The sequence below is a fragment of the Nocardioides sp. YIM B13467 genome (assembly GCF_042788075.1).
Taxonomy (GTDB): domain Bacteria; phylum Actinomycetota; class Actinomycetes; order Propionibacteriales; family Nocardioidaceae; genus Nocardioides.
The window spans coordinates 3,485,570-3,503,575 of the sequence record NZ_JBHZPJ010000046.1 but is presented as its reverse complement, the minus strand read 5'-3'; the positions used below and the strand labels follow the sequence as shown (position 1 = coordinate 3,503,575).

Here is an 18,006-nt window from a genome sequence, read left to right as displayed (position 1 = left end):
GACACGCCCCGCCACCGAAACGTCTTGTGACTGTCGGTGGCGGGGTGTAGTTTGATCACGTGTTCGAACAGATGTTCGAACATCCAGGCTCTGGCGGGCGTCGTCCTCGACCCCCGACGCCCGCCAGAGCCGTCCACTGCGGGGTCGACCGTGAGCGAGAAGGACGACCCGATGCATCTGCTGCCGGCCACGACGCACAACTACCTCTTCCGAGCCACCGAGACCCTCGCGGAGGCGATCGTGGCCGACGACGTGCCGAGCAGGTACGCCATCGCTCACGTCGCCGCGCTCCAGGCCGCCGCCGCGCTGATCGCCGCCCGCACCGATCCCGTCGAGGCCGCGAGCCGCGCCGGTCGCCGTCGTCCGTGGAACGCCTGGGTCCGCCTCAAGAAGGTCGCGCCCGAGCTCTCCGAGTGGGCCGACTACTTCGCCGCCGGCGCCGCCAAGCGCGCCGCCGCGGAGGCCGGCTCGATCCGTGCGGTCACCGCGGAGGAGGCCGACGAGCAGGTGCGTGACGCCGACCGGTTCCTCGCCGTCGTCGAGGAGTCGCTCGGGCTGATGGCCCACACCTCGCAGGCCACCCGGCTCCGGCACGACCGCCTCGTGGGCTGATCCAGGTGTGGCGTACGCAGGGTGGGAGGCAGGGCCTACGCTTGGCCCCATGTCAGCTGGCTCCGCATCAACCAGTCGTCGGGCAGGCGCCCGGACCGTCGCCGTCTGGGACGCGCTCGACCCGGTCCTGGCCTCCGGCCCGCTCGACGTCCTCGACATCGGCGGCGGCACCGGCACCTCAGCCGTACGCATCGCCGGGCTCGGCCACCGGGTCACCGTCGTCGACCCCAGCCCCGATGCGCTGGCCGCACTCGACCGCCGGGCGCGCGAGGCCGGCGTCTCCGTCGATGCGCGCCAGGGCGACCTGGCCGCACTCTCCGACGTCGCCGACCCCAGCGGTGCCGACGTGGTGCTCTGCCACGGTGTCCTCGAGGTCGTCCCCGACGCTGCTGAGGCGCTGGCAGGGATCCGCGAGGTGCTCCGTCCCGGCGGCACGCTCAGCCTGCTGGTCGCCCAGCGCACCGCCGCCGTCCTCTCCCGCGCTCTGGCCGGCCACTTCGCGCAGGCCGCCGAGCTCCTCGACGACACCACTTCGCAGGGGCGCTCGGGTCGGCGCTTCGCCCTCGACGAGGTCACCGGGCTGCTCGAGGCCGCCGGGTTCGCGGTCTCGGATGTTCGTGGCGTACGTGTCTTCGTGGATCACGTTCCCGGGTCGCTGCTCGATGTCGATCCTGGCACGTCGGCTGCGCTTGTCGATCTCGAGCAGCGGGCTTCTACGCGGGCTGACTACCTCCCGCTCGCGACTCAGCTGCATCTGCTCGCTTCGCTTCGCTGACGGGGCGCTTGTCCGCGTCCATGGAGGATCGGGGTGACCTCCTCCGCTGGCGCTCCGGAAGGCACCCCGATCCTCCATGTCGACATGGACGCCTTCTTCGTGTCGGTGGCCATCAGGCACCAGCCCGAGCTCTGGGACCAGCCGGTGGTGGTCGGGGGACATGCCCGGGGCGTGGTGACCTGCGCCAACTATCCGGCGCGGGCCTACGGCGTGCGGGCCGCGATGCCGGGCTCGATGGCGAGACGGCTGTGCCCTCAGCTCGTCTCGGTCCGTCTCGACTTCGGTGAGGTCGCCGAGGTCTCCCATCAGGTCCGTGAGATCTTCCGCCGCGCCACCCCGCTGGTTGAGGTGGTCAGCGTGGACGAGGCGTTCCTCGACGTACGGGGAGCGACCAGGCTCTTCGGGAGCCCCGAGGAGATCGCCCAGCGGATCCGCCGCCAGATCGCCGAGGAGCTGAGCATCACCTGCTCGGTCGGCGTCGCGCCCACCCCGAGCGTGGCCAAGGTCGGCAGCCGCAAGGCGAAGCCCGACGGCGTCGTGGTCGTCCGGCCGGAGGAGATCCCCGGCTTCCTCCACCCGCTCGACGTCGGTGAGCTCTATGGGGTCGGCCCGAGCACCCGGACCCGGCTGCGGCGGCTCGGCTTCGAGACGGTGGGCGACATCGCCCGCACCCCGGTGCCGACCCTCCACCAGATCCTCGGCCCACGTCTCGGTGGCCACCTGCACCGGCTCGCCACCGGCACCGACCGGCGCGAGCTGACCGGGCGGCTGGGCCCCGACCTGCCCGACCGGTCCACCGGCGCCCAGGAGACCTTCGGCCACGACCTGAGTGACCGCGAGGACATCGTCCGCGAGCTGCTGCGCCTCTCGGCCCGGGTCACCCGGCGGATGCGGCGGGCCGGCACGGTCGGTCGCACGGTCGCGCTGACGGTGCGGTTCACCGACTTCAAGACCATCTCGCGCTCGCGCACGCTGCCTGATCCCACCGACGTCACCCAGGAGGTGCATGCCACCGCGGTCCGCCTCTACGACGAGCTGAATCTCCGGGGCCGGGCCCTGCGCCTGGTCGGGGTCCGGGTCGAGCACCTGGTCGCCCGCGAGGGCACCGACCGGCAGCTGGTGCTCGGCGAGCGGGAGCGGGGCTGGTCCGAGGCCGACCGCGCCATCGACCAGGTCGCCGAGCGCTTCGGATCCAGCCTCGTGCGCCGCGCGAGCCTGCTCGATCAGGGCCGGGGTTGACGCACCCGCCACTCTGCTTGACACAATCGGTCCTGGTTGTGCCATGTGGCAGAACGTCAAGGGGCAAGAATTTTCTGGGCTCACTACCGCCTTCAGGGTGGCCAGCCTAGACTTGGGGCTACCCCAACAGGACATGGGAGGTACGGTGCCACTCTCGGAAGAGGAGCTTCGCCTGCTCGAGCAGATGGAGCGCGCGCTCTCGGCGGAGGACCCGAAGTTCGCCTCCGCCCTCCGAGGCACGGCCCTGCGCCGTGCCCAACGTCGACACGCGGTCATCGCGGGCATCGTGCTCGCCGGTGGAGTCGCGTTGCTGATGACCGGTGTGATCTCACGGATGTGGATCGTCGGGGTGGTCGGCTTCTTGGTGATGCTGGCCTCGACCTCCGTGCTGCTCACCGCTCTTCGTGGTGCTGCCGCGGTAGAAGAGGACGACGGGGACCACACGCCCCGAAGCTCGTTCTTCGACCGGGCCAGCGAGCGCTGGAAGCAGCGCCGCCGCGACAACGACCTCTGAGAGAACGACCTCTCAGAGGGACCTCTAGGACGAGATCAGCTCCCGCTCGGANGCCGCCGCCCCGTTATAGGCGAAATCTTTCTCGATCGGGTGCCGGGTCAAGGACCGCGAAGCGGCCGGCGAAGCCGGCGCCCGAAGGGCGTCCTTGACGCGGCGCGCGATCGAGAAACACTCAAAGCCCGGGTCGGCGGCGAACCCTGAAACGAAGCACGGTCGGGTAAGCGAGGTTTCCCCGAGAAGCGGACCGTGTTGGTCTCGACACGCCTCCGCCGCCCTCGCTTCGCTCGGGTGCTCCCTCGCTCGGCACGCCCGGACGAGCAAGCTCGCCGGGCGGCCTCACTCGGTCGCATAGCGGCTCCGGCGGCTCGACCAGCGGGAGGGCGGCTCGACCAGCGTCAACCGTCCCGCTATCCGGCCCATCAGCCCCACGAACCCCTCCTGGCCAACAGGTAGGGTCACGCTGATACCTGCGGCGTGCCGCCGTATGTCAGGAGGACAAGTGCAACGTGGCGAAGTCTGGTGGGTGGAGTTCGACGAGCGGCGGCCGGTCGTGCTGCTGTCGGGAGACGACGCGTCCGGGATCCAGGTGATGCAGGTCGTCGCCCCGGCGGGTGTCGACATGTCCGGTCTGGGCGTCGAAGTGACAGTAGGCGCCACAGAAGGACTGCCCTTTGAAGGCGTGCTTCGGTTCGCGATCCCGCGCCCGGGCTTCACCCCTTGCACGTGGCTGACCACCCTGTCCCGGGACGACCTGATCGAGCGAGCAGGCGCCCTGTCCTCTGGGAAGCTCAGCGAGATCGACGACGCCCTCCGTCTCGGTGGACTTGGGTAGACGAAGCAGACGGTCTCGACCAGCGGGTCAGTCGACAACCATCTCGACGAGCCGCCCCATCGCACCGAGCTCAGCATCGTGAACCCCTTCATCAGGAACGATGACAAGCGACCACAGCCGACTCCCGACAGCAACATTGCCGACGACAAGATCCCCGTCATCGTGCGACTCGATACACACGAATGCCCGGTCCCCGATCTCAACGGGCGCAGGAGAGGAGATGCAGTCCTCCCTGCTGGCGGAGAGCCCAGCAGAGACCGAGGTGTCGACCAACGTAGTCACGAAGATCGCGCCCCGGTCGCTGGTGTAGGTGCAGACGTCCTCGTCGGCGGTATGCGACCAGGAGCCGGGGATGGCGCTGGCGACCTGACCAGGTTCGAAGAGACAGGGTCCGGAGGCTTCGACGGTGGAGGAGGTCGACGGGCTCGGGCCAGGACTGCTGGTGGTGGGCTCCCCGGAGCCGCAGCCGGCGAGAGCGGTCGCGGAGAGGACGGCTGCGACACTCAGCAGCTTCCTCGACACGTACGGCTCCTCGGGGTTGCGGAAGTCTCGCCAGTTTCGCAGGTCACCCTCGCAAGCCCGCAACCGAGGCATCGGAGGCGGCGAGATCGGGGATCAAGGTGCGCAGCCGCGCGAGCGCGTCGCTGGTCTGCGACTTGACGGTGCCGATCGCGATGCCGAGCGTGGCCGCGGTCTCGCGCTCGGTGAGGTCGTCGTAGAACCGCAGGACGATGACGGCACGCTGTCGAGGCGGGAGCCGAAGCAGCGCCTCCCGGACGGTGATGCTCCAGGTCAGGCTCGGCTCCGCCGCCTCCCGGTCCGGCAGATGCTCGACCGAGGTCTCCCTCCAGCGGCGGGTTCGCCAGCGGGTGGTGGCCTCTCGAGCGAGCACCTTGCGGACGTACGGCTCGGGGTTGTCCTGGATCTTCCCCCACTTCGGCACCACCTTGATGAGCGTGGTCTGGACGAGGTCCTCGGCGTCCTCGGCATGTCCGGTGAGGAGATACGCCGTACGCAGCAGGGCGGGGCGGCGGGTGGTGACGAACTCGTCGAAGAGATGACCGTCAGGCTCTGGCACGGCGCCTCCAGGCGAAGATCGCGAGGGCGGCGACTATGAGCGTCGTGCCGGCGGTGACGGTCGGGACCCATGGGGACCATGGGCGAGGCGGGACCGGCTGGTTCTTCACCGGCGAGTCGAGCAGGTTGATCGCGAGGCGGGCGGTGTCGACGTACGCGCTGAGGACCTCGGCGGAACCGTCCCGGACGTCGACGGCGACGAGGTCGACGCCTGATTCGGCAGGGTTGCGTCTCAGCGCGGCGACATGGGTTTCGTCGAGCCACGAGACCACTCCGAGATAGTTGCCCGGGACCGGATCACCAGCACCGTCCTCGTCGACGTTCTTCACGCTGATCCGGGCTGGTGTGGAGTCGCCGAAGATCGCCGCGACGCGTTTCGAGTCGGGCGTGAGGGCGAGAGATTGCGACCCGTTGATCCGTGGCCCCGTTGTCGGGATCTCGGCGGGAGCGGTTGTCCCATCGGCCTCGATGATGACCGATTCCTCGCCCGGGACGATCACTGTGCCGACGCCGGTCGTACTCGCTGTGTCGAGCCCGGTGAGGCTGGTGCTGATGGCGGAGGTCTGGGCAGAGCTCAGGTCGAAGATCATGCTCCGGGGACTCGTTGAGCTGCAGCAGTCCCGCATCTGCCCGAAAGCGACGCCGAGACGGGTGGGGTCGAACCAGATCAGGGTGCCGCTCCCGATCCCGCGCTCGGTGCTGGGTCTCTGGGTGACCACCTCGCCGGTCACGGTGTCATAGACCGCATAACCGTTGATCGTGCCGCCTTCGAGGGCGGGAATCGGGTTGTCCACCTCCCCGGTTGTCCAGTAGGCGACATGGCGGCCATCCGGGGCGAGCTGGGCCTCGCGGAGATACGGGGTAGCCGCGTGCGGCAGGTCGAGGAAGGCGTAGGCACCGGTCTCGGCAGATACCCCGACCACGCCGTCGGTGCTCCCGAACCAACTCTCGCGGGGAACGCTGAACGTGGCGATGAGCGGGCCCAGCGGCCCCACCGAGTCCGTGCCGGGGAGATGTGGACTGGGCTCGTGGAAACGGCTGGGGAGGTAGCTCCCGGTCCCGGTATCCGTCGCCGGTTCGACTCCGGTGCGTTGCTGCCAGGTCGCCGTGCCGAGCGCGATCAGCAGCACGCAGGCGACGGCAGCGATGGCGATCGTGCCGATTCGCTGCGTACGCGCCACGCGGCGGCCACGCCACCACAGCTGTCCGGGGGCATCGCCGCCGGAAGGCGCCTCCCGGGCGAGTTCTTCGAGTAGGTTGGTCAGCACATCGGTCTCCAGTTCGGTTGTCCGATGACTGACACGTATCGAGCCTCGCCGAAGGTTGGGTGTGCTGATTTGAACAGAATTCCCGTGCGACATTTGCTGGATTGGGCAGAATCTCCGGCGTGAACTCTGACATCGGAGAACGGCTCGCGGGGCAGCACGTGCTGCTCACGGGAGTGACCGGGTTTGTCGGCGAGGCGCTGCTGCATCTGATGCTGACCGAGGTGCCGGACGTACGTCTCAGCGTCCTGGTCCGGCCGAAGGGGTCGACGTCGGGTGCGGACCGGATCGCGAAGATGCTGACCAAGCCGATCTTCGAGTCCGTCTCGGACGCCGAGGTGAACGTCGTCGAGGGCGATCTCTCCGATCCGCCGGCGCTGCCGGCGGATCTCGACGCCGTGGTGCATTCCGCGGGGGATGTCTCCTTCGACCCGCCGGTCGACGAAGGGTTCGTCACCAACGTCGTGGGCGTCCGCGAGCTGCTCAAGCGGGTGGAGGAGACCGGCCGGGACATCCACTATCTGCACGTCTCGACCGCGTACGTCTCCGGGCGGCGCCGTGGACACATCCCCGAGGGGCCGGTCGACCACTCCGTCGACGTGGACGCCGAGCTGGCCTGGGGGCTGGCGCAGCGGACGGCCGTAGAGGAGCGCTCGCGCGGTGTCGAGGTGATCTCCAAGCTTCGCAAGCAGGCCGAGCGCGAGCACGGTCGGGCAGGTCTGATGACCGCCGCCGCTGCCGCCGAGGAGGCGCGCAAGAAGTGGGTGAAGGACGAGCTCGTGCGCCTCGGCACCGAGCGGGCGCGGTCGCTGGGCTGGACCGACGCCTATACGTTCACCAAGGCGCTGGGCGAGCGGGTGGTCGAAGCCCACGCCGCAGCAGGGCACCGGGCCACGATCTACCGCCCGGCGATCATCGAGTCGGCCGTCTCACGTCCTTATCCGGGCTGGATCGAGGGCTTCAAGATGGCCGAGCCGCTGATCCTCGCCTATGGGCGTGGCGAGCTGCCGCTCTTCCCGGCCGCCGCGGACACGACCGCGGACATCGTGCCGGTCGACCACGTGGTCTCTTCGATCGTGGCCTGCCTGGCGCACCCGCCCGAGCACGGCGAGCCGGCCTACTTCCATCTCGCCTCCGGCGACCGCAACCCGTTGACGTTCGAGATGCTCTACGAGACCGTGCGGGCCTACTTCTCGAAGGAGCCGTTCGCGGCCGGAGACCGGGGTGCGGCCAGGCTGCCGGAGTGGACCTTCCAGGGCGGCGCATCGGTCGAGCGCATGATGTCGACCGGCGAGAAGGTGCACAAGATCGCCGACACGCTGCTCGGACTGGCTCCGCGCAGCGACCGTACCCGGGCATGGGCCCGCGACCTGGACCGGCAGGGCCGGCGCCTGCAGTTCCTGCGGCGCTACCTGGACCTCTATCAGGAGTACGCCCAGGCCGACCTCCGCTTCGTCGACACCAACACGCTCGCGCTCTACCGGTCGCTGTCGCCGGCCGACCAGGAGACCTTCGCCTTCGACACCGGCGTGATCGACTGGCACGAATACCTCTACGACATCCACGTGCCGTCGGTGACCAAGCCGGTCCGCGAGCTCGACGAGCTGCGCAAGCTGCGGAAGAGGCCGGACTCCGGCCGGCTGCCTCAGCTCAAGGACGGGCGGGTCGCGGCCTTCTTCGACCTCGACGGCACCCTGATGTCCTCCAACGTGATCGAGACCTACCTGTGGCTGCGGCTCGGTGAGCTCTCCGGCACCAAGAAGGCCGCCGAGATCGCCCGGATGGCGGGAAAGGTGCCCGGCTACGTGTGGGCGGACCGCACCGAGCGCGGCACGCTGCTGCGTACGGTCTACAAGGAGTACGCCGGTGCCCGGCTCTCCGAGCTCGACCAGATCGTCGACGAGCACCTGACCACGCACATCCTCGGGCGACTGGCCCCGGACGCGGTCCGGCGGATCCGGGAGCACCGGGCGGCGGGACACGTGACGGTGCTGGTGACCGGCGCGATCCGGCCGCTGACCCGGCCGCTGATGCCGCTGTTCGACCACATCGAGGCGGCCGACCTGGCCGTCGACGACCGGGGGTTCTGCACCGGTCACATGGCCGCGTCGCCGCTGGTCGGGGAGTCGCGCGGGGCGTTCGTCCGGGAGTGGTCGCGCCGCGAGGGCATCTCGCCGTCCGACTGCTTCGCCTACGCCGACTCCCACTCCGACCTCCCGCTGCTCGCGGCGGTCGGGCATCCGATCGCCGTCCGTCCCGACGTACCTCTGTTCCGGCACGCCAAGAAGGCGCACTGGACGATCGTCGACTGGGAGTCGCCGGGCCACGCGAGCCGCACGCTCGACCCGGCCGGGCTGCACCGATGAGGAGGGGCTGAATGCTCGCGCTCGAGATGTACCGCAGCGTCGCCAAGACGGCGCTGGGGAAGGTCGCCGGCGGGCGGCTGCCGCTGCTGCTGACCGGGGCGGCGGCGCCGCTGCGGATGGTGACGCTCGACCCGCCGAGGGTCGAGCACGACGGATGGGCTCGGCTGCGGGTCTCCCTGTCCGGCATCTGCGGCTCCGACCTGGGGATGCTGTCGGGAAAGACGAGCCTCTACTTCCAGCCGCTGGTGAGCCTGCCGTTCGTGCCCGGCCACGAGATCGTGGGCGAGCTGCTCGACCCCTGCGGCGACCTGGAGGCCGGGACCCGCGTGGTCGTCGACCCGGTCCTGACCTGCGCCGCGCGCGGGCTGGAGGCGTGCGAGGCTTGTGCGCGCGGCGAGACCAACCGCTGCTCCCGGATCACCGTCGGTGACATCTCCTCCGGGCTGCAGACCGGGTTCTGCCACGACACCGGCGGCGGCTGGTCGCAGCAGCTCTCGGTGCACCGCTCCCAGCTCCACGTGGTGCCCGACGGCTACTCGGACGAGCAGGCGCTGCTCGCCGAGCCGGTCGCCTGTGCCGTGCACACCGCTCGCCGGGCGGCGGTGAAGCCCGGCGACCGGGTGCTCGTCTCGGGTGCCGGGGCGGTCGGGCTGCTGGCCACGCTGGCCCTGCGCGAGCTCACCGACGCCGGCGAGATCCTGGTCGTCGCCAAGCACGCTCATCAGCGCGAGCTGGCGCTCGAGTTCGGCGCCACCGAGGTCGTCGCGCCGTCGGAGACGCTGCGCAGGATCAGGCGCGCGACCAGCGCCTTCATGCTCGAGCCGGAGATGCTCTCCTCGCCCTACCTCCTCGGCGGCGTGGACGTCACCGTCGACGCGGTCGGCTCGAAGGAGTCGCTGCAGACCTGCCTGCACGCCACCCGTGCGGGTGGGCGGGTGGTGCTCTCCGGGATGCCCGCCTCCGCCGATCTCTCCGCGGCCTGGTTCCGGGAGCTCGAGGTGGTCGGGACGTACGCCTCCTCGCGCGGCTCCGGCGACTTCGCCACCGCCCTCGACCTGGTCGGCCACGACGCCATATGCCGGTTGGCCAAGACCGTCGCGCCCTACCCGCTCCATCGCTGGCGAGAGGCGCTCGACCATGCCCACTCAGCCGGTCGGCTCGGCACCGTCAAGGTGGCGTTCGACCCCAGACGTACGTCCTGAAGAAGGAGAGACACGATGACACGACCAGGTTTCGTGCTGGAGGTCGACGACCGTACGCCGCCCCTGCTCGTCCACGAGGGGCTCGGGTTCCGGCTGGAGGAGTTCCCGCAGGGCACACGGGTGGTCTACCCGCCCGAGTCGCTGCCGACGGTGCCGGACGTGGAAGCCGCGATCCGGGAGTCGCTGGAGAACCCGGTCGACTCCGAGCCGCTGCGGGAGCTGATGTTCCCGGGGATGCGGCTGACGATCGCCTTCGACGACCTCTCCCTGCCGCTGCCGACCATGAAGGCGCCCGACATCCGGGGCCGGATCATCGAGCAGGTGCTCACGATCGCGGCCGAGAAGGGCGTCGACGACGTCGAGATCATCGCCGCGCTGGCCCTGCACCGCCGGATGACGGATGCGGAGATGAAGCACATCGTCGGCGAGCGCGTCTTCCGCAGCTTCGCGCCGCAGGGGCTGCTCTACAACCACGACGCCGAGGACCGCACCAACCTCGAGCACATGGGCGTCACCGAGAAGGGCGAGGACGTCGAGATCAACAAGCGGGCGGCCACCTCCGACCTGCTGATCTACGTCAACGTCAACCTCGTCGCGATGGACGGCGGCCACAAGTCGGTCGGCATCGGGCTGGCCTCCTACAAGTCGATCAAGCACCACCACAACGCCAAGACGATGGTGCACTCGCGCTCGTTCATGGACCACAAGCACTCCGAGATGCACTCCTCGGCCTGGCGGATGGGCCGGCTGATCGGCGAGCACGTCAAGGTCTTCCAGATCGAGACGACGCTCGACAACGAGGTCTTCGGGAAGCCGTACGACACGCTGCTCAAGCGCGAGTGGGAATGGTCGCTCCGCGACCAGGCCACCGTGCTCGGCCTGCGCCGCGGGCTGGCGGTCGCGCCGCAGAAGATGCGCCACAAGATGTTCCACGACCTGCGGTCCAACTACGGGCTGACCGGGATCACCGCCGGCGCCGTCGAGCCGGTGCACGAGCTGACCGTGCAGCGCGTCCACCAGCAGCAGCGGGTCAAGGTCGAGGGGCAGTCCGACGTGATGGTGATGGGGGTGCCCTATCTCGGCCCCTACAACGTCAACTCGACCATGAACCCGATCCTGGCCGCCTGCATGGGGCTGGGCTACTACTTCAACTCCTACCTGCGCCAACCGGTCGTGCGCGAGGGTGGTGTGGCGATCCTCTACCACCCGCTCGACGAGGGCTTCAACACCCTCACCCACCCCTCCTACGTCGACTTCTACGAGGAGGTGCTGGCCGACACGACGGATCCGGCGCTGATCGGGCCGAAGTTCGAGGAGCAGTTCGCCACGGACCCCTGGTACGTCCACCTCTACCGCACCTCGAACGCCTACCACGGCGTCCACCCGTTCTACATGTGGTACTGGATCGCGCACGCCCTCGACCACCTCGGCGACGTGATCTGGGTCGGCGGCAACCCCAAGGCCGCGGCGCGGATGGGCTTCCGGTCGGCATCGACCCTGCGGGACGCGCTCGAGATGGCGAGCTCGACCGTCGGTCCGTCGCCGTCGATCACCTACCTGCGCAACCCTCCGCACCTCTTGGCGGACGTCCGATGAGCTGTAACACGCTGTTCGTAGGACTATCCGGTCGTTCTAGGAGGGCGAGTAGTCCTACGAACGACGTGTTACACCGCGAGGAGGCGGCGCGATGAGTAGCTTCTGGAAGGACACCGCCCGCGACGTACGGCTCTTCCAGCGGGGCTGGCGGTGGGGTCACCGAGCGCAGGTGCCGCGGTCGGCGGAGCCGTTCGTGCCGCCGGCGACGACGACGGTCTTCGACAACGAGTGGTCGCGCAGGCCGGCCGCGCGAGCGGTCAGGGAGGTCGCCCAGGCTGGCCTCGAGGCGGTCTTCCGGTCGCAGGTGAAGACCCAGGTCGAGGGGCTGGACGTGCTCGAGAGGCTCGACGGGCCGGTGATCTTCGTGGCCAACCATGCCTCCCACCTGGATACTCCGCTGATCCTGCTGAGCCTTCCGGACCAGTGGCGGCGGCGTACGGCGGTGGCGGCCGCGGCCGACTACTTCTTCGACACCTGGTGGCGGGCGGTGGGCTCCTCGCTGGTCTTCAACACGCTGCCGATCGACCGTCGCGGGGGCGCGCTCGCGAACGCGCCCGGTGAGGTCCTCGCCGACGGCTGGTCGCTGGTCGTCTTCCCCGAGGGCACCCGGTCCAAGGACGGCACCGTCGGCCGGTTCCGGTCCGGTGCCGCCTACCTGGCCATCGAGTACGGCGTCCCCGTCGTCCCGATCGCCCACCGCGGCACCTACGCGGCGATGCCGCGGGGCGTGAACTGGCCCGGCAAGGACAAGGCCGGTGGCCGCCGCCAGCTGACCGTACGCTTCGGGGAGCCGCTCCGCCCGGCCGAGGGCGAGTCGATCCGCGAGTTCGCGCCCCGGATCCGGACGGCGGTGGCGAGGCTGCTGGATGAGGACGCCACGGACTGGTACGCCTCGATGCGCCGCGCTGCCGAGGAGCGCACGCCCGACCCCGCCGGCGAGGAGATCGCCGAGTGGCGCAAGGTCTGGGCGGCCACCGAGTCACCTGACCCCGAGCCGGACCGGATCAGGGCCTGGCGCCGCTGAGGATGTGTTGCTGAGCCGGGTCAGGCCCAGCGCAGCAGCGCTGCCACTGGAGCGTCGCCGAGCAGGCTGGCGGGCAGGACGTACACCTCCGCGTCGGTGAGGACCGCGGCGGCGATGAGCGCCTCGCCGGCCTCGACCGGACCGGAGACCGGGGCCTCCCCGAAGGTGAGGCCGGGATGATCCGCCGGGTCGAGCATGCGGCCAGCCAGCGCACCCGGGTCGATCAGCAGGGTCTCGACGCGGCCGGTGACGAAGGCGTCGGCGACGTCGCGTACACCGGTGGCCGCGCGTTCGCCCCTGCCCCAGGCTTCCTCGAGCCGCCGGACCAGTGCCGTGCGATGGCGTACGACAAGGTCCATCAGAGCGCTACGGATCGCGTCGTCGCGAGCCTGGTCGCCGCCGTCCGTGGCACGCTGTCCGCTCGCCAGCTCGACCACCTCGACGGGTTGGCCGGCGAGCTTCTCGCGCAGCCTGCCCACCGTGGTCGGGTCGCCGCCGACGAGCACGAGCTCGTGGCCGTGGTCGCGGACCAGCCTGGTCACCTCCTCGGCGACCTTGTCGGCGTTGTGACGCCAGACGTTGTCGGTGGTCTGCTGCATGCGGAACGCCGCCCACCCGACGTTGTCGTGGACCTTGTGGACGTGCTCGAGCTCGTCGCCCTCCACGGTGGTCGTGCTCGCGGGCTGCGGCAGTCCCGAGTCCCACAGCGAGATCTCGCCACCGGTGTGGTCGGCCAGGACCAGCACGAACGGCATCGAGGTCTCGCGCGCGGCGATCCAGGAGCCGAGGTCGGGCAGCATGTCCCAGGTCGCGACCGGGTTGGGGACCGCGGCAACGGCGACCTCGTCGTAGGCGATCCCCTCGGGCGTCGCGACGACGACCCGCGCGAGCGGGGCCGGCTGACGTACGTTCGCCTCCAGCCTGTCGGAGACCTGGGCGACGACGCCCGGGGGAGCGCCCTAGGCGGAGAGCTCCTCGCAGGCGGCGCGCACCCGCAGCTGTTTGGCGTGGGCCGCGTTCTCCGAGTCCTGGCTGACGTCGGCCAGCACGGTGGCGTACGGCCCGGGGCGGGTCAACAGCGTGGTGAATCCAGCGGTGTCCATATCGGTGGGGTACCCGCCGGCAGGGGATGTAACACGGGTCGGCTCAACCGGCCGCGCAGGTGACCTCGGTGACGTGCCACTCCTCGTCCTTGCCCTCGCCGGAGCGGGTGACGACGAGGGTGAACACGGACCGGCCGCCGTCAGGGGTCAGCTCGACCGTGGCACCGGTCTCGGTGAGGTCGGTGGAGGTGATGCGTACCTTCTCCAGGTGGCCGCGCGCGTCGGCCGTCTTCTCGGTGGGCGGGGTCTGGACCGAAGGGCAGGCCCGCGCCCACTGCGCCACCAGCTCCGGCTTCGCCTCGACCGTGGTCCAGCTCGTGGTCCGCGCGAACCGGCTGGCGGCGGTTTCGGCCTGCTCGGTGGCGTGCTCGCGGAAGCGGGAGCGCGAGTAGCCGTAGCCGGCCACCGAGATCAGCACTCCGACCAGCAGCAGCACTCCGACCTTGACCGCGATCTCACGCCTCTCGCTGCTTTGCACGGGACGTTCCTACCACCACCGGCCCCAGGGCCCGAACCGGCTCGCGGATGAGAGAGCTCTCATGGTCATCTCACGATCACCTCACCGCGGGCCGAGATGGTTCTTGCATGGCGCCGGGAACACCCGGGGCAGAACCTGAAGGGACGAATGATGAAGAAGCTTCCGATGATCCTGGGGACCGGCCTGGTCGGCGTGGTCGCGGCGGGCGTGTTCAGCTACCAGAGCGCTGCCGCTGTCGATGACGACGGCTATGCCAAGCGTGAGGAGAAGTCCAACACCCAGGTGACCACCGTCGACGATGACGACGACAACGACGCCGACGACGTCACCCGCGACGCCGCCGGCAACGACACCGCGACCAACGGCACCGGCGTGACCCGGGCGACCAAAGACAACACCCGGGACAACACCCGCGACAAGGTCACCCGCGACGACCAGACCAAGGACGACAACACCAAGGACGACAACACCAAGGACAACACGCGGGACAACACGCGGGACGACAACACCAACGACCGGACCCAGGGCTGAGTCGAAGATGACCGACACCTGGGGCCTGGTCCAGGGTGACGCGATCACCCCCGAGCTGACCGCGATGCGGCTGCTCGGGGGCGGCTCGTCGTACGAGGCCTTCCTGGCCTTCGACGAGATCACCTACGGCCCGGTCGTCGCCAAGGTCCTGCGACCGAACCTGATCGACAGCGAGACCAGCCGCAACGCGCTGCGGCGCGAGACCGACGCACTGACGCAGCTGCGCCATCCGGTCCTCGTCCGCGGCCTGCGCGAGGACCTCGACGGCGAGCGCCCGTACGTCGTGATGGAGCACGTCGAGGGCCCCCGGCTCTCGACGCTGATCCGTCGCCATGGGCGCCTCCCGGAGCAGCAGTACCTGCCGCTGGCGCTCGACCTCGCCTCGGCGCTGCACTACCTGCGCCGCTCCGGCTGGGTGCACCTCGACATCAAGCCGAGCAACCTGATCATGGGCTCGCCGGCCCGGCTGATCGACCTCTCCGTGGCCCGGCCCGTCGCCGCGGCCGCCGCGCTGCGCCACGAGATCGGCACCGACGCCTACATGGCGCCCGAGCAGTGCCTGCCCGGCGAACGCGGCGAGGTCGGCCCCGCCAGCGACGTCTGGGCCCTCGGCGCGACCCTCTTCCACGCCGTCGCCGGCGAGCGGCCGTTCCCCCATGGCGACCCGTCAGCGGCGGACCGCACCGAGCGCTACCCGCAGCTCGTCTCCGGTCCCGGCGACCTCCCCAGGCGTACGCCGCCCGAGGTCGTCAAGGTCATCGAGGCGTGCCTCTCCCCGGCCGCCGGTGACCGGCCGGCCCCGGCGGAGATCGCCGAGACCGTCTCGCCGGCGCTGGAACGGCTGCCGCGAGCCTCGCTGGGCGGCCTGCGGATCCACTGACCCTTCTCCCATCCCCTGCAGCTGAGGGCCCGGCACTCGCCGGGCCCTCAGCCGTTCCTTGCGCCGAGATCAGGGCTGGAAGCGGTAGCCCATGCCACGGACGGTCTCGACCCGGGCCGAGCCCAGCTTCTTGCGCAGGTAGCCGACGTAGACGTCGACGACGTTGGAGCCGGGGTCGAAGTCCATGCCCCAGGCCAGGTCGAGCAGCTGCGCGCGGGAGAGGACCTGCCCCGGATGCCGCAGCAGCACCTCCGCCAGTGCGAACTCACGCGCCGAGAGGTCGCTCTCGCGCCCGTCGACCCGCAGCCGCCGCGTACGCAGGTCCAGACCCACCGAACCGGAGCGGAGCTCGCCCACCTCGGCGTCGGTGTTGTCCTGCTGCCGCAGGCGTACGTTGATCCGGGCCCGCAGCTCGGCGAAGCGGAACGGCTTGGCCAGGTAGTCGTCGGCGCCGCCCTCGAGCGCGGAGACGGTGTCGTGCACCGAGTCGCGGGCGGTCAGCACCACCACCGGCATCCGGGAGCCCTGGGCGCGCAGCTGGTCGAGCACCTCGAAGCCGTCGATGGTCGGCAGACCGATGTCGAGCACCATCAGGTCGAAGGCGCCGCTGAGCGCCCCCTCGAGCCCTTCGAGACCGTCGGCGACGGTGCTGACCTGGTGGCCGTCGGCGCTCAGGCCCTTGGCGAGGAAGGCCGCGATGCGGTCCTCGTCCTCGACGATCAGGATGCGGGCCATGCCTCTCCTTCGGTGCGTGCGGGCAGGGTGATCGTGAAGCGGGCGCCGGAGGGTGTCGCGTCCTCGACGCCCACGGTGCCGCCGTGGGCGGTGGCGATGGCGGAGACGATGGCGAGGCCGAGCCCGAGTCCCGGCCGGTCGCCGGAGCCGGTCTCGGCGCCGCGCGCGAACCGCTCGAAGATCCGGTCCCGGTCCTCGGCGGGCACTCCTGGTCCGGTGTCGCGCACCCACAGCCGCAGGGTGCCGTCGACGGTCGCCGAGCCGACCGCGATCCGGTCGCCGGGCGCGGTGTGTCCGGCGGCGTTGTCGCACAGCTGCAGCATCGCCTGGGTGACCCGCTGCGGGTCCAGGCGCCAGGTGCCGGGAGTCGCCGCGTCGAGGTGCCAGTCGCGGTCGGCGAGGGCGCTGGCCTTGGCCAGGATGTCCTCGGTGAGGGTGTCGACGTCGACCTCCTCCAGGGTGAGGAAGTCGGGCCGGTCGTGCTTGGCCAGCAGGATCAGGTCGCCGACCAGACGGCTCATCCGGTCGACCTCGTCGAGCGCCAGCCGCCGGGTCTGCTCGACCTCGGCCGGGTCGGACTCGTCGAGGAGCTCGAGGTGGCCGCCGATGATCGTCAGCGGCGTACGAAGCTCGTGACCGGCGTCGTCGAGGAACTGGCGCTGGTCGGAGAACGCCTGCTCCAGACGGGCCAGCATGTCGTTGAAGTTCCTGGTCAGGGCCGAGATGTCGTCGTTGCCCGACTCGGGCAGCCGGGCGGAGAGATCGCTGGCGTTGACCGCTCCGGTCGCCTGTCGAAGCCTGGTCAGCGGAGCCAGCAGCCGCCCGGACTGCCAGGCCGCGACCACGGTGACGAGCAGGGCGAGGAGGGCGGCCACGATCGTGTAGGTCCGCATGGTGCTGCGCAGCTCGGCACGGTCCTCGTCGAGGTAGGAGACGACCAGGAGGGCGCCCTCGGTGGTGCCCAGGGCGTTGTCCTGCCGCACCGGCTGGCTGGTGATGCGTACCTCGCCGTCCGCGGTGTCGAGATAGGTCGTCCCACCGTCGCGGACCACGTCGCTTACGGCGCTGCGGAACCGTGGCGATTCGACCAGCGGGTCCTCTGGGAAGTGCGCGCGCGGCCGGCCGTCGACCCAGGCGACGAGGAGCTCGTCGTCGTCGGGCACGTTGCGGCTCAGGAACGTCCGCAGCAGACCCTCGACGTCGTACGGCGCCCTGGTCTCGGGGTCGATGCCCTCGGTGCGCAGCCTGGAGAACTCGTCGAGCTCCTGCTCCATCTCGCGCGTGGTCGCGGCGTCGACCCGGCTGAGCTCGACGGCGTAGACGATGAGCCCGGCGCCGGCCAGGGCGAGGGTGACCAGCAGGGCCACCGAGGCGGTGATCCGGGCGCGTACGGACAGCCCCCGGCGCGGCGGGGGCGGTGTGGCCCCGGGTGGCTGAGGGTCAGTCGTCGTCATGGCGGTCGTCGCGGTCATCGTCGTCGTCATCATCATCGTCGACGGGACCAGGGGTGACGACCGGGACACCCGAGGGATCTGTGCTCGATGAGGAGCCCGGAGATCCGGGCGAGGAGGGCGAGACGCTCTCCGAGGGCAGCACGACGGGCTCGCGCGGCGGCGGGTCGTTGTCGGAGGCTCCGGCGAAGGAGCCGGCCAGGTAGACGCCGACCGCCACCAGGACGACCAGCGGGAGGACGAGTTTCAGGGTGCGGGACATGACCCTCCGATAGTGCCTGACCACCTGTCCGATGTGGGGGTCCATGAGAGACCTCTCATCGATA

21 protein-coding genes are annotated in these 18,006 nt (G+C 70.3%); 11 read left to right on the top strand and 10 right to left on the bottom strand.

Going from position 1 to position 18,006, the window contains the following annotated elements; translation table 11 throughout:
* Positions 1 to 150: 150 nt before the first annotated feature.
* The 4 genes from ACFX43_RS23965 to ACFX43_RS23950 all read left to right on the top strand — a co-directional run bounded on the left by ACFX43_RS23965 (position 151) and on the right by ACFX43_RS23950 (position 3,140).
* Positions 151 to 612 (top strand): SAV_6107 family HEPN domain-containing protein, encoded by a 462-nt coding sequence (locus tag ACFX43_RS23965; RefSeq protein ID WP_378836402.1) that lies wholly within the window; start codon positions 151 to 153, stop codon positions 610 to 612.
* A 49-nt stretch (positions 613 to 661) separates the two neighbouring features.
* On the top strand, positions 662 to 1,387 hold the full coding sequence (locus ACFX43_RS23960; RefSeq protein WP_378836398.1) for a methyltransferase domain-containing protein: 726 nt from the start codon (positions 662 to 664) through the stop codon (positions 1,385 to 1,387).
* A gap of 33 nt (positions 1,388 to 1,420) precedes the next feature.
* The gene (gene dinB, locus ACFX43_RS23955) at positions 1,421 to 2,626 is read left to right on the top strand and encodes a DNA polymerase IV (protein WP_378836393.1); all 1,206 of its coding nucleotides are present in this window, start codon (positions 1,421 to 1,423) and stop codon (positions 2,624 to 2,626) included.
* A 145-nt stretch (positions 2,627 to 2,771) separates the two neighbouring features.
* Positions 2,772 to 3,140, top strand: a complete 369-nt coding sequence (locus ACFX43_RS23950; RefSeq protein WP_160024339.1) for a DUF3040 domain-containing protein — start codon at positions 2,772 to 2,774, stop codon at positions 3,138 to 3,140.
* Positions 3,141 to 3,476: 336 nt separating this feature from the next.
* Here the strand turns inward: ACFX43_RS23950 and ACFX43_RS23945 are convergent, their stop codons facing one another.
* Positions 3,477 to 3,599, bottom strand: a complete 123-nt coding sequence (locus tag ACFX43_RS23945) for a hypothetical protein (RefSeq protein WP_378836389.1) — start codon at positions 3,597 to 3,599, stop codon at positions 3,477 to 3,479.
* Positions 3,600 to 3,639: 40 nt separating this feature from the next.
* Between ACFX43_RS23945 and ACFX43_RS23940 the strand changes: the two genes are divergently transcribed.
* A complete protein-coding gene (locus ACFX43_RS23940) occupies positions 3,640 to 3,972 on the top strand; it encodes a type II toxin-antitoxin system PemK/MazF family toxin (protein WP_378836388.1) in 333 nt (110 codons plus the stop codon).
* Between the two features lie 27 nt (positions 3,973 to 3,999).
* Here ACFX43_RS23940 and ACFX43_RS23935 read toward each other — a convergent pair whose 3' ends face one another.
* From ACFX43_RS23935 to ACFX43_RS23925, 3 genes are read right to left on the bottom strand one after another with little or no spacing between them, the layout of a single operon-like run.
* The gene (locus ACFX43_RS23935) at positions 4,000 to 4,494 is read right to left on the bottom strand and encodes a hypothetical protein (RefSeq protein WP_378836387.1); all 495 of its coding nucleotides are present in this window, start codon (positions 4,492 to 4,494) and stop codon (positions 4,000 to 4,002) included.
* Positions 4,495 to 4,537: 43 nt separating this feature from the next.
* The gene (locus tag ACFX43_RS23930; RefSeq protein ID WP_378836385.1) at positions 4,538 to 5,050 is read right to left on the bottom strand and encodes a SigE family RNA polymerase sigma factor; all 513 of its coding nucleotides are present in this window, start codon (positions 5,048 to 5,050) and stop codon (positions 4,538 to 4,540) included.
* Entirely contained in the window at positions 5,037 to 6,317 is a 1,281-nt protein-coding gene (locus ACFX43_RS23925; RefSeq protein WP_378836380.1) for a hypothetical protein, read from the bottom strand. The genes ACFX43_RS23930 and ACFX43_RS23925 overlap by 14 nt, the downstream gene beginning before the upstream one ends.
* Before the next feature lie 119 nt (positions 6,318 to 6,436).
* Here ACFX43_RS23925 and ACFX43_RS23920 point away from each other — a divergent pair, with 119 nt between their 5' ends.
* The 4 genes from ACFX43_RS23920 to ACFX43_RS23905 all read left to right on the top strand — a co-directional run bounded on the left by ACFX43_RS23920 (position 6,437) and on the right by ACFX43_RS23905 (position 12,502).
* Positions 6,437 to 8,680, top strand: a complete 2,244-nt coding sequence (locus tag ACFX43_RS23920) for an HAD-IB family phosphatase (protein ID WP_378836378.1) — start codon at positions 6,437 to 6,439, stop codon at positions 8,678 to 8,680.
* Between the two features lie 11 nt (positions 8,681 to 8,691).
* Positions 8,692 to 9,882 (top strand): zinc-binding dehydrogenase, encoded by a 1,191-nt coding sequence (locus tag ACFX43_RS23915; protein WP_378836374.1) that lies wholly within the window; start codon positions 8,692 to 8,694, stop codon positions 9,880 to 9,882.
* Positions 9,883 to 9,897: 15 nt separating this feature from the next.
* Positions 9,898 to 11,478 (top strand): lactate racemase domain-containing protein, encoded by a 1,581-nt coding sequence (locus ACFX43_RS23910; protein ID WP_378836371.1) that lies wholly within the window; start codon positions 9,898 to 9,900, stop codon positions 11,476 to 11,478.
* Between the two features lie 91 nt (positions 11,479 to 11,569).
* A complete protein-coding gene (locus ACFX43_RS23905; protein WP_378836367.1) occupies positions 11,570 to 12,502 on the top strand; it encodes a lysophospholipid acyltransferase family protein in 933 nt (310 codons plus the stop codon).
* Positions 12,503 to 12,522: 20 nt separating this feature from the next.
* Here the strand turns inward: ACFX43_RS23905 and ACFX43_RS23900 are convergent, their stop codons facing one another.
* From ACFX43_RS23900 to ACFX43_RS23890, 3 genes are all read right to left on the bottom strand, one after another.
* Entirely contained in the window at positions 12,523 to 13,302 is a 780-nt protein-coding gene (locus ACFX43_RS23900) for a Vms1/Ankzf1 family peptidyl-tRNA hydrolase (protein ID WP_378836365.1), read from the bottom strand.
* Between the two features lie 159 nt (positions 13,303 to 13,461).
* Positions 13,462 to 13,605: a hypothetical protein gene (locus ACFX43_RS23895; protein ID WP_378836362.1), complete on the bottom strand. Its 144-nt coding sequence runs from the start codon at positions 13,603 to 13,605 to the stop codon at positions 13,462 to 13,464.
* A 43-nt stretch (positions 13,606 to 13,648) separates the two neighbouring features.
* Positions 13,649 to 14,083: a hypothetical protein gene (locus ACFX43_RS23890; protein WP_378836359.1), complete on the bottom strand. Its 435-nt coding sequence runs from the start codon at positions 14,081 to 14,083 to the stop codon at positions 13,649 to 13,651.
* Positions 14,084 to 14,233: 150 nt separating this feature from the next.
* Here ACFX43_RS23890 and ACFX43_RS23885 point away from each other — a divergent pair, with 150 nt between their 5' ends.
* Both ACFX43_RS23885 and ACFX43_RS23880 read left to right on the top strand, forming a co-directional pair.
* Positions 14,234 to 14,614, top strand: a complete 381-nt coding sequence (locus ACFX43_RS23885; RefSeq protein WP_378836357.1) for a hypothetical protein — start codon at positions 14,234 to 14,236, stop codon at positions 14,612 to 14,614.
* 7 nt (positions 14,615 to 14,621) lie between these two features.
* Positions 14,622 to 15,494: a serine/threonine-protein kinase gene (locus ACFX43_RS23880; protein WP_378836355.1), complete on the top strand. Its 873-nt coding sequence runs from the start codon at positions 14,622 to 14,624 to the stop codon at positions 15,492 to 15,494.
* Between the two features lie 69 nt (positions 15,495 to 15,563).
* Here ACFX43_RS23880 and ACFX43_RS23875 read toward each other — a convergent pair whose 3' ends face one another.
* The 3 genes from ACFX43_RS23875 to ACFX43_RS23865 are packed head-to-tail and all read right to left on the bottom strand — an operon-like array spanning position 15,564 to position 17,942.
* Entirely contained in the window at positions 15,564 to 16,229 is a 666-nt protein-coding gene (locus ACFX43_RS23875; RefSeq protein WP_378836352.1) for a response regulator transcription factor, read from the bottom strand.
* Positions 16,214 to 17,701 (bottom strand): sensor histidine kinase, encoded by a 1,488-nt coding sequence (locus tag ACFX43_RS23870; RefSeq protein ID WP_378836349.1) that lies wholly within the window; start codon positions 17,699 to 17,701, stop codon positions 16,214 to 16,216. The genes ACFX43_RS23875 and ACFX43_RS23870 overlap by 16 nt, the downstream gene beginning before the upstream one ends.
* Positions 17,670 to 17,942 (bottom strand): hypothetical protein, encoded by a 273-nt coding sequence (locus ACFX43_RS23865; RefSeq protein WP_355228627.1) that lies wholly within the window; start codon positions 17,940 to 17,942, stop codon positions 17,670 to 17,672. Before ACFX43_RS23865 ends, ACFX43_RS23870 begins: the two co-directional genes overlap by 32 nt.
* Positions 17,943 to 18,006: the final 64 nt, after the last annotated feature.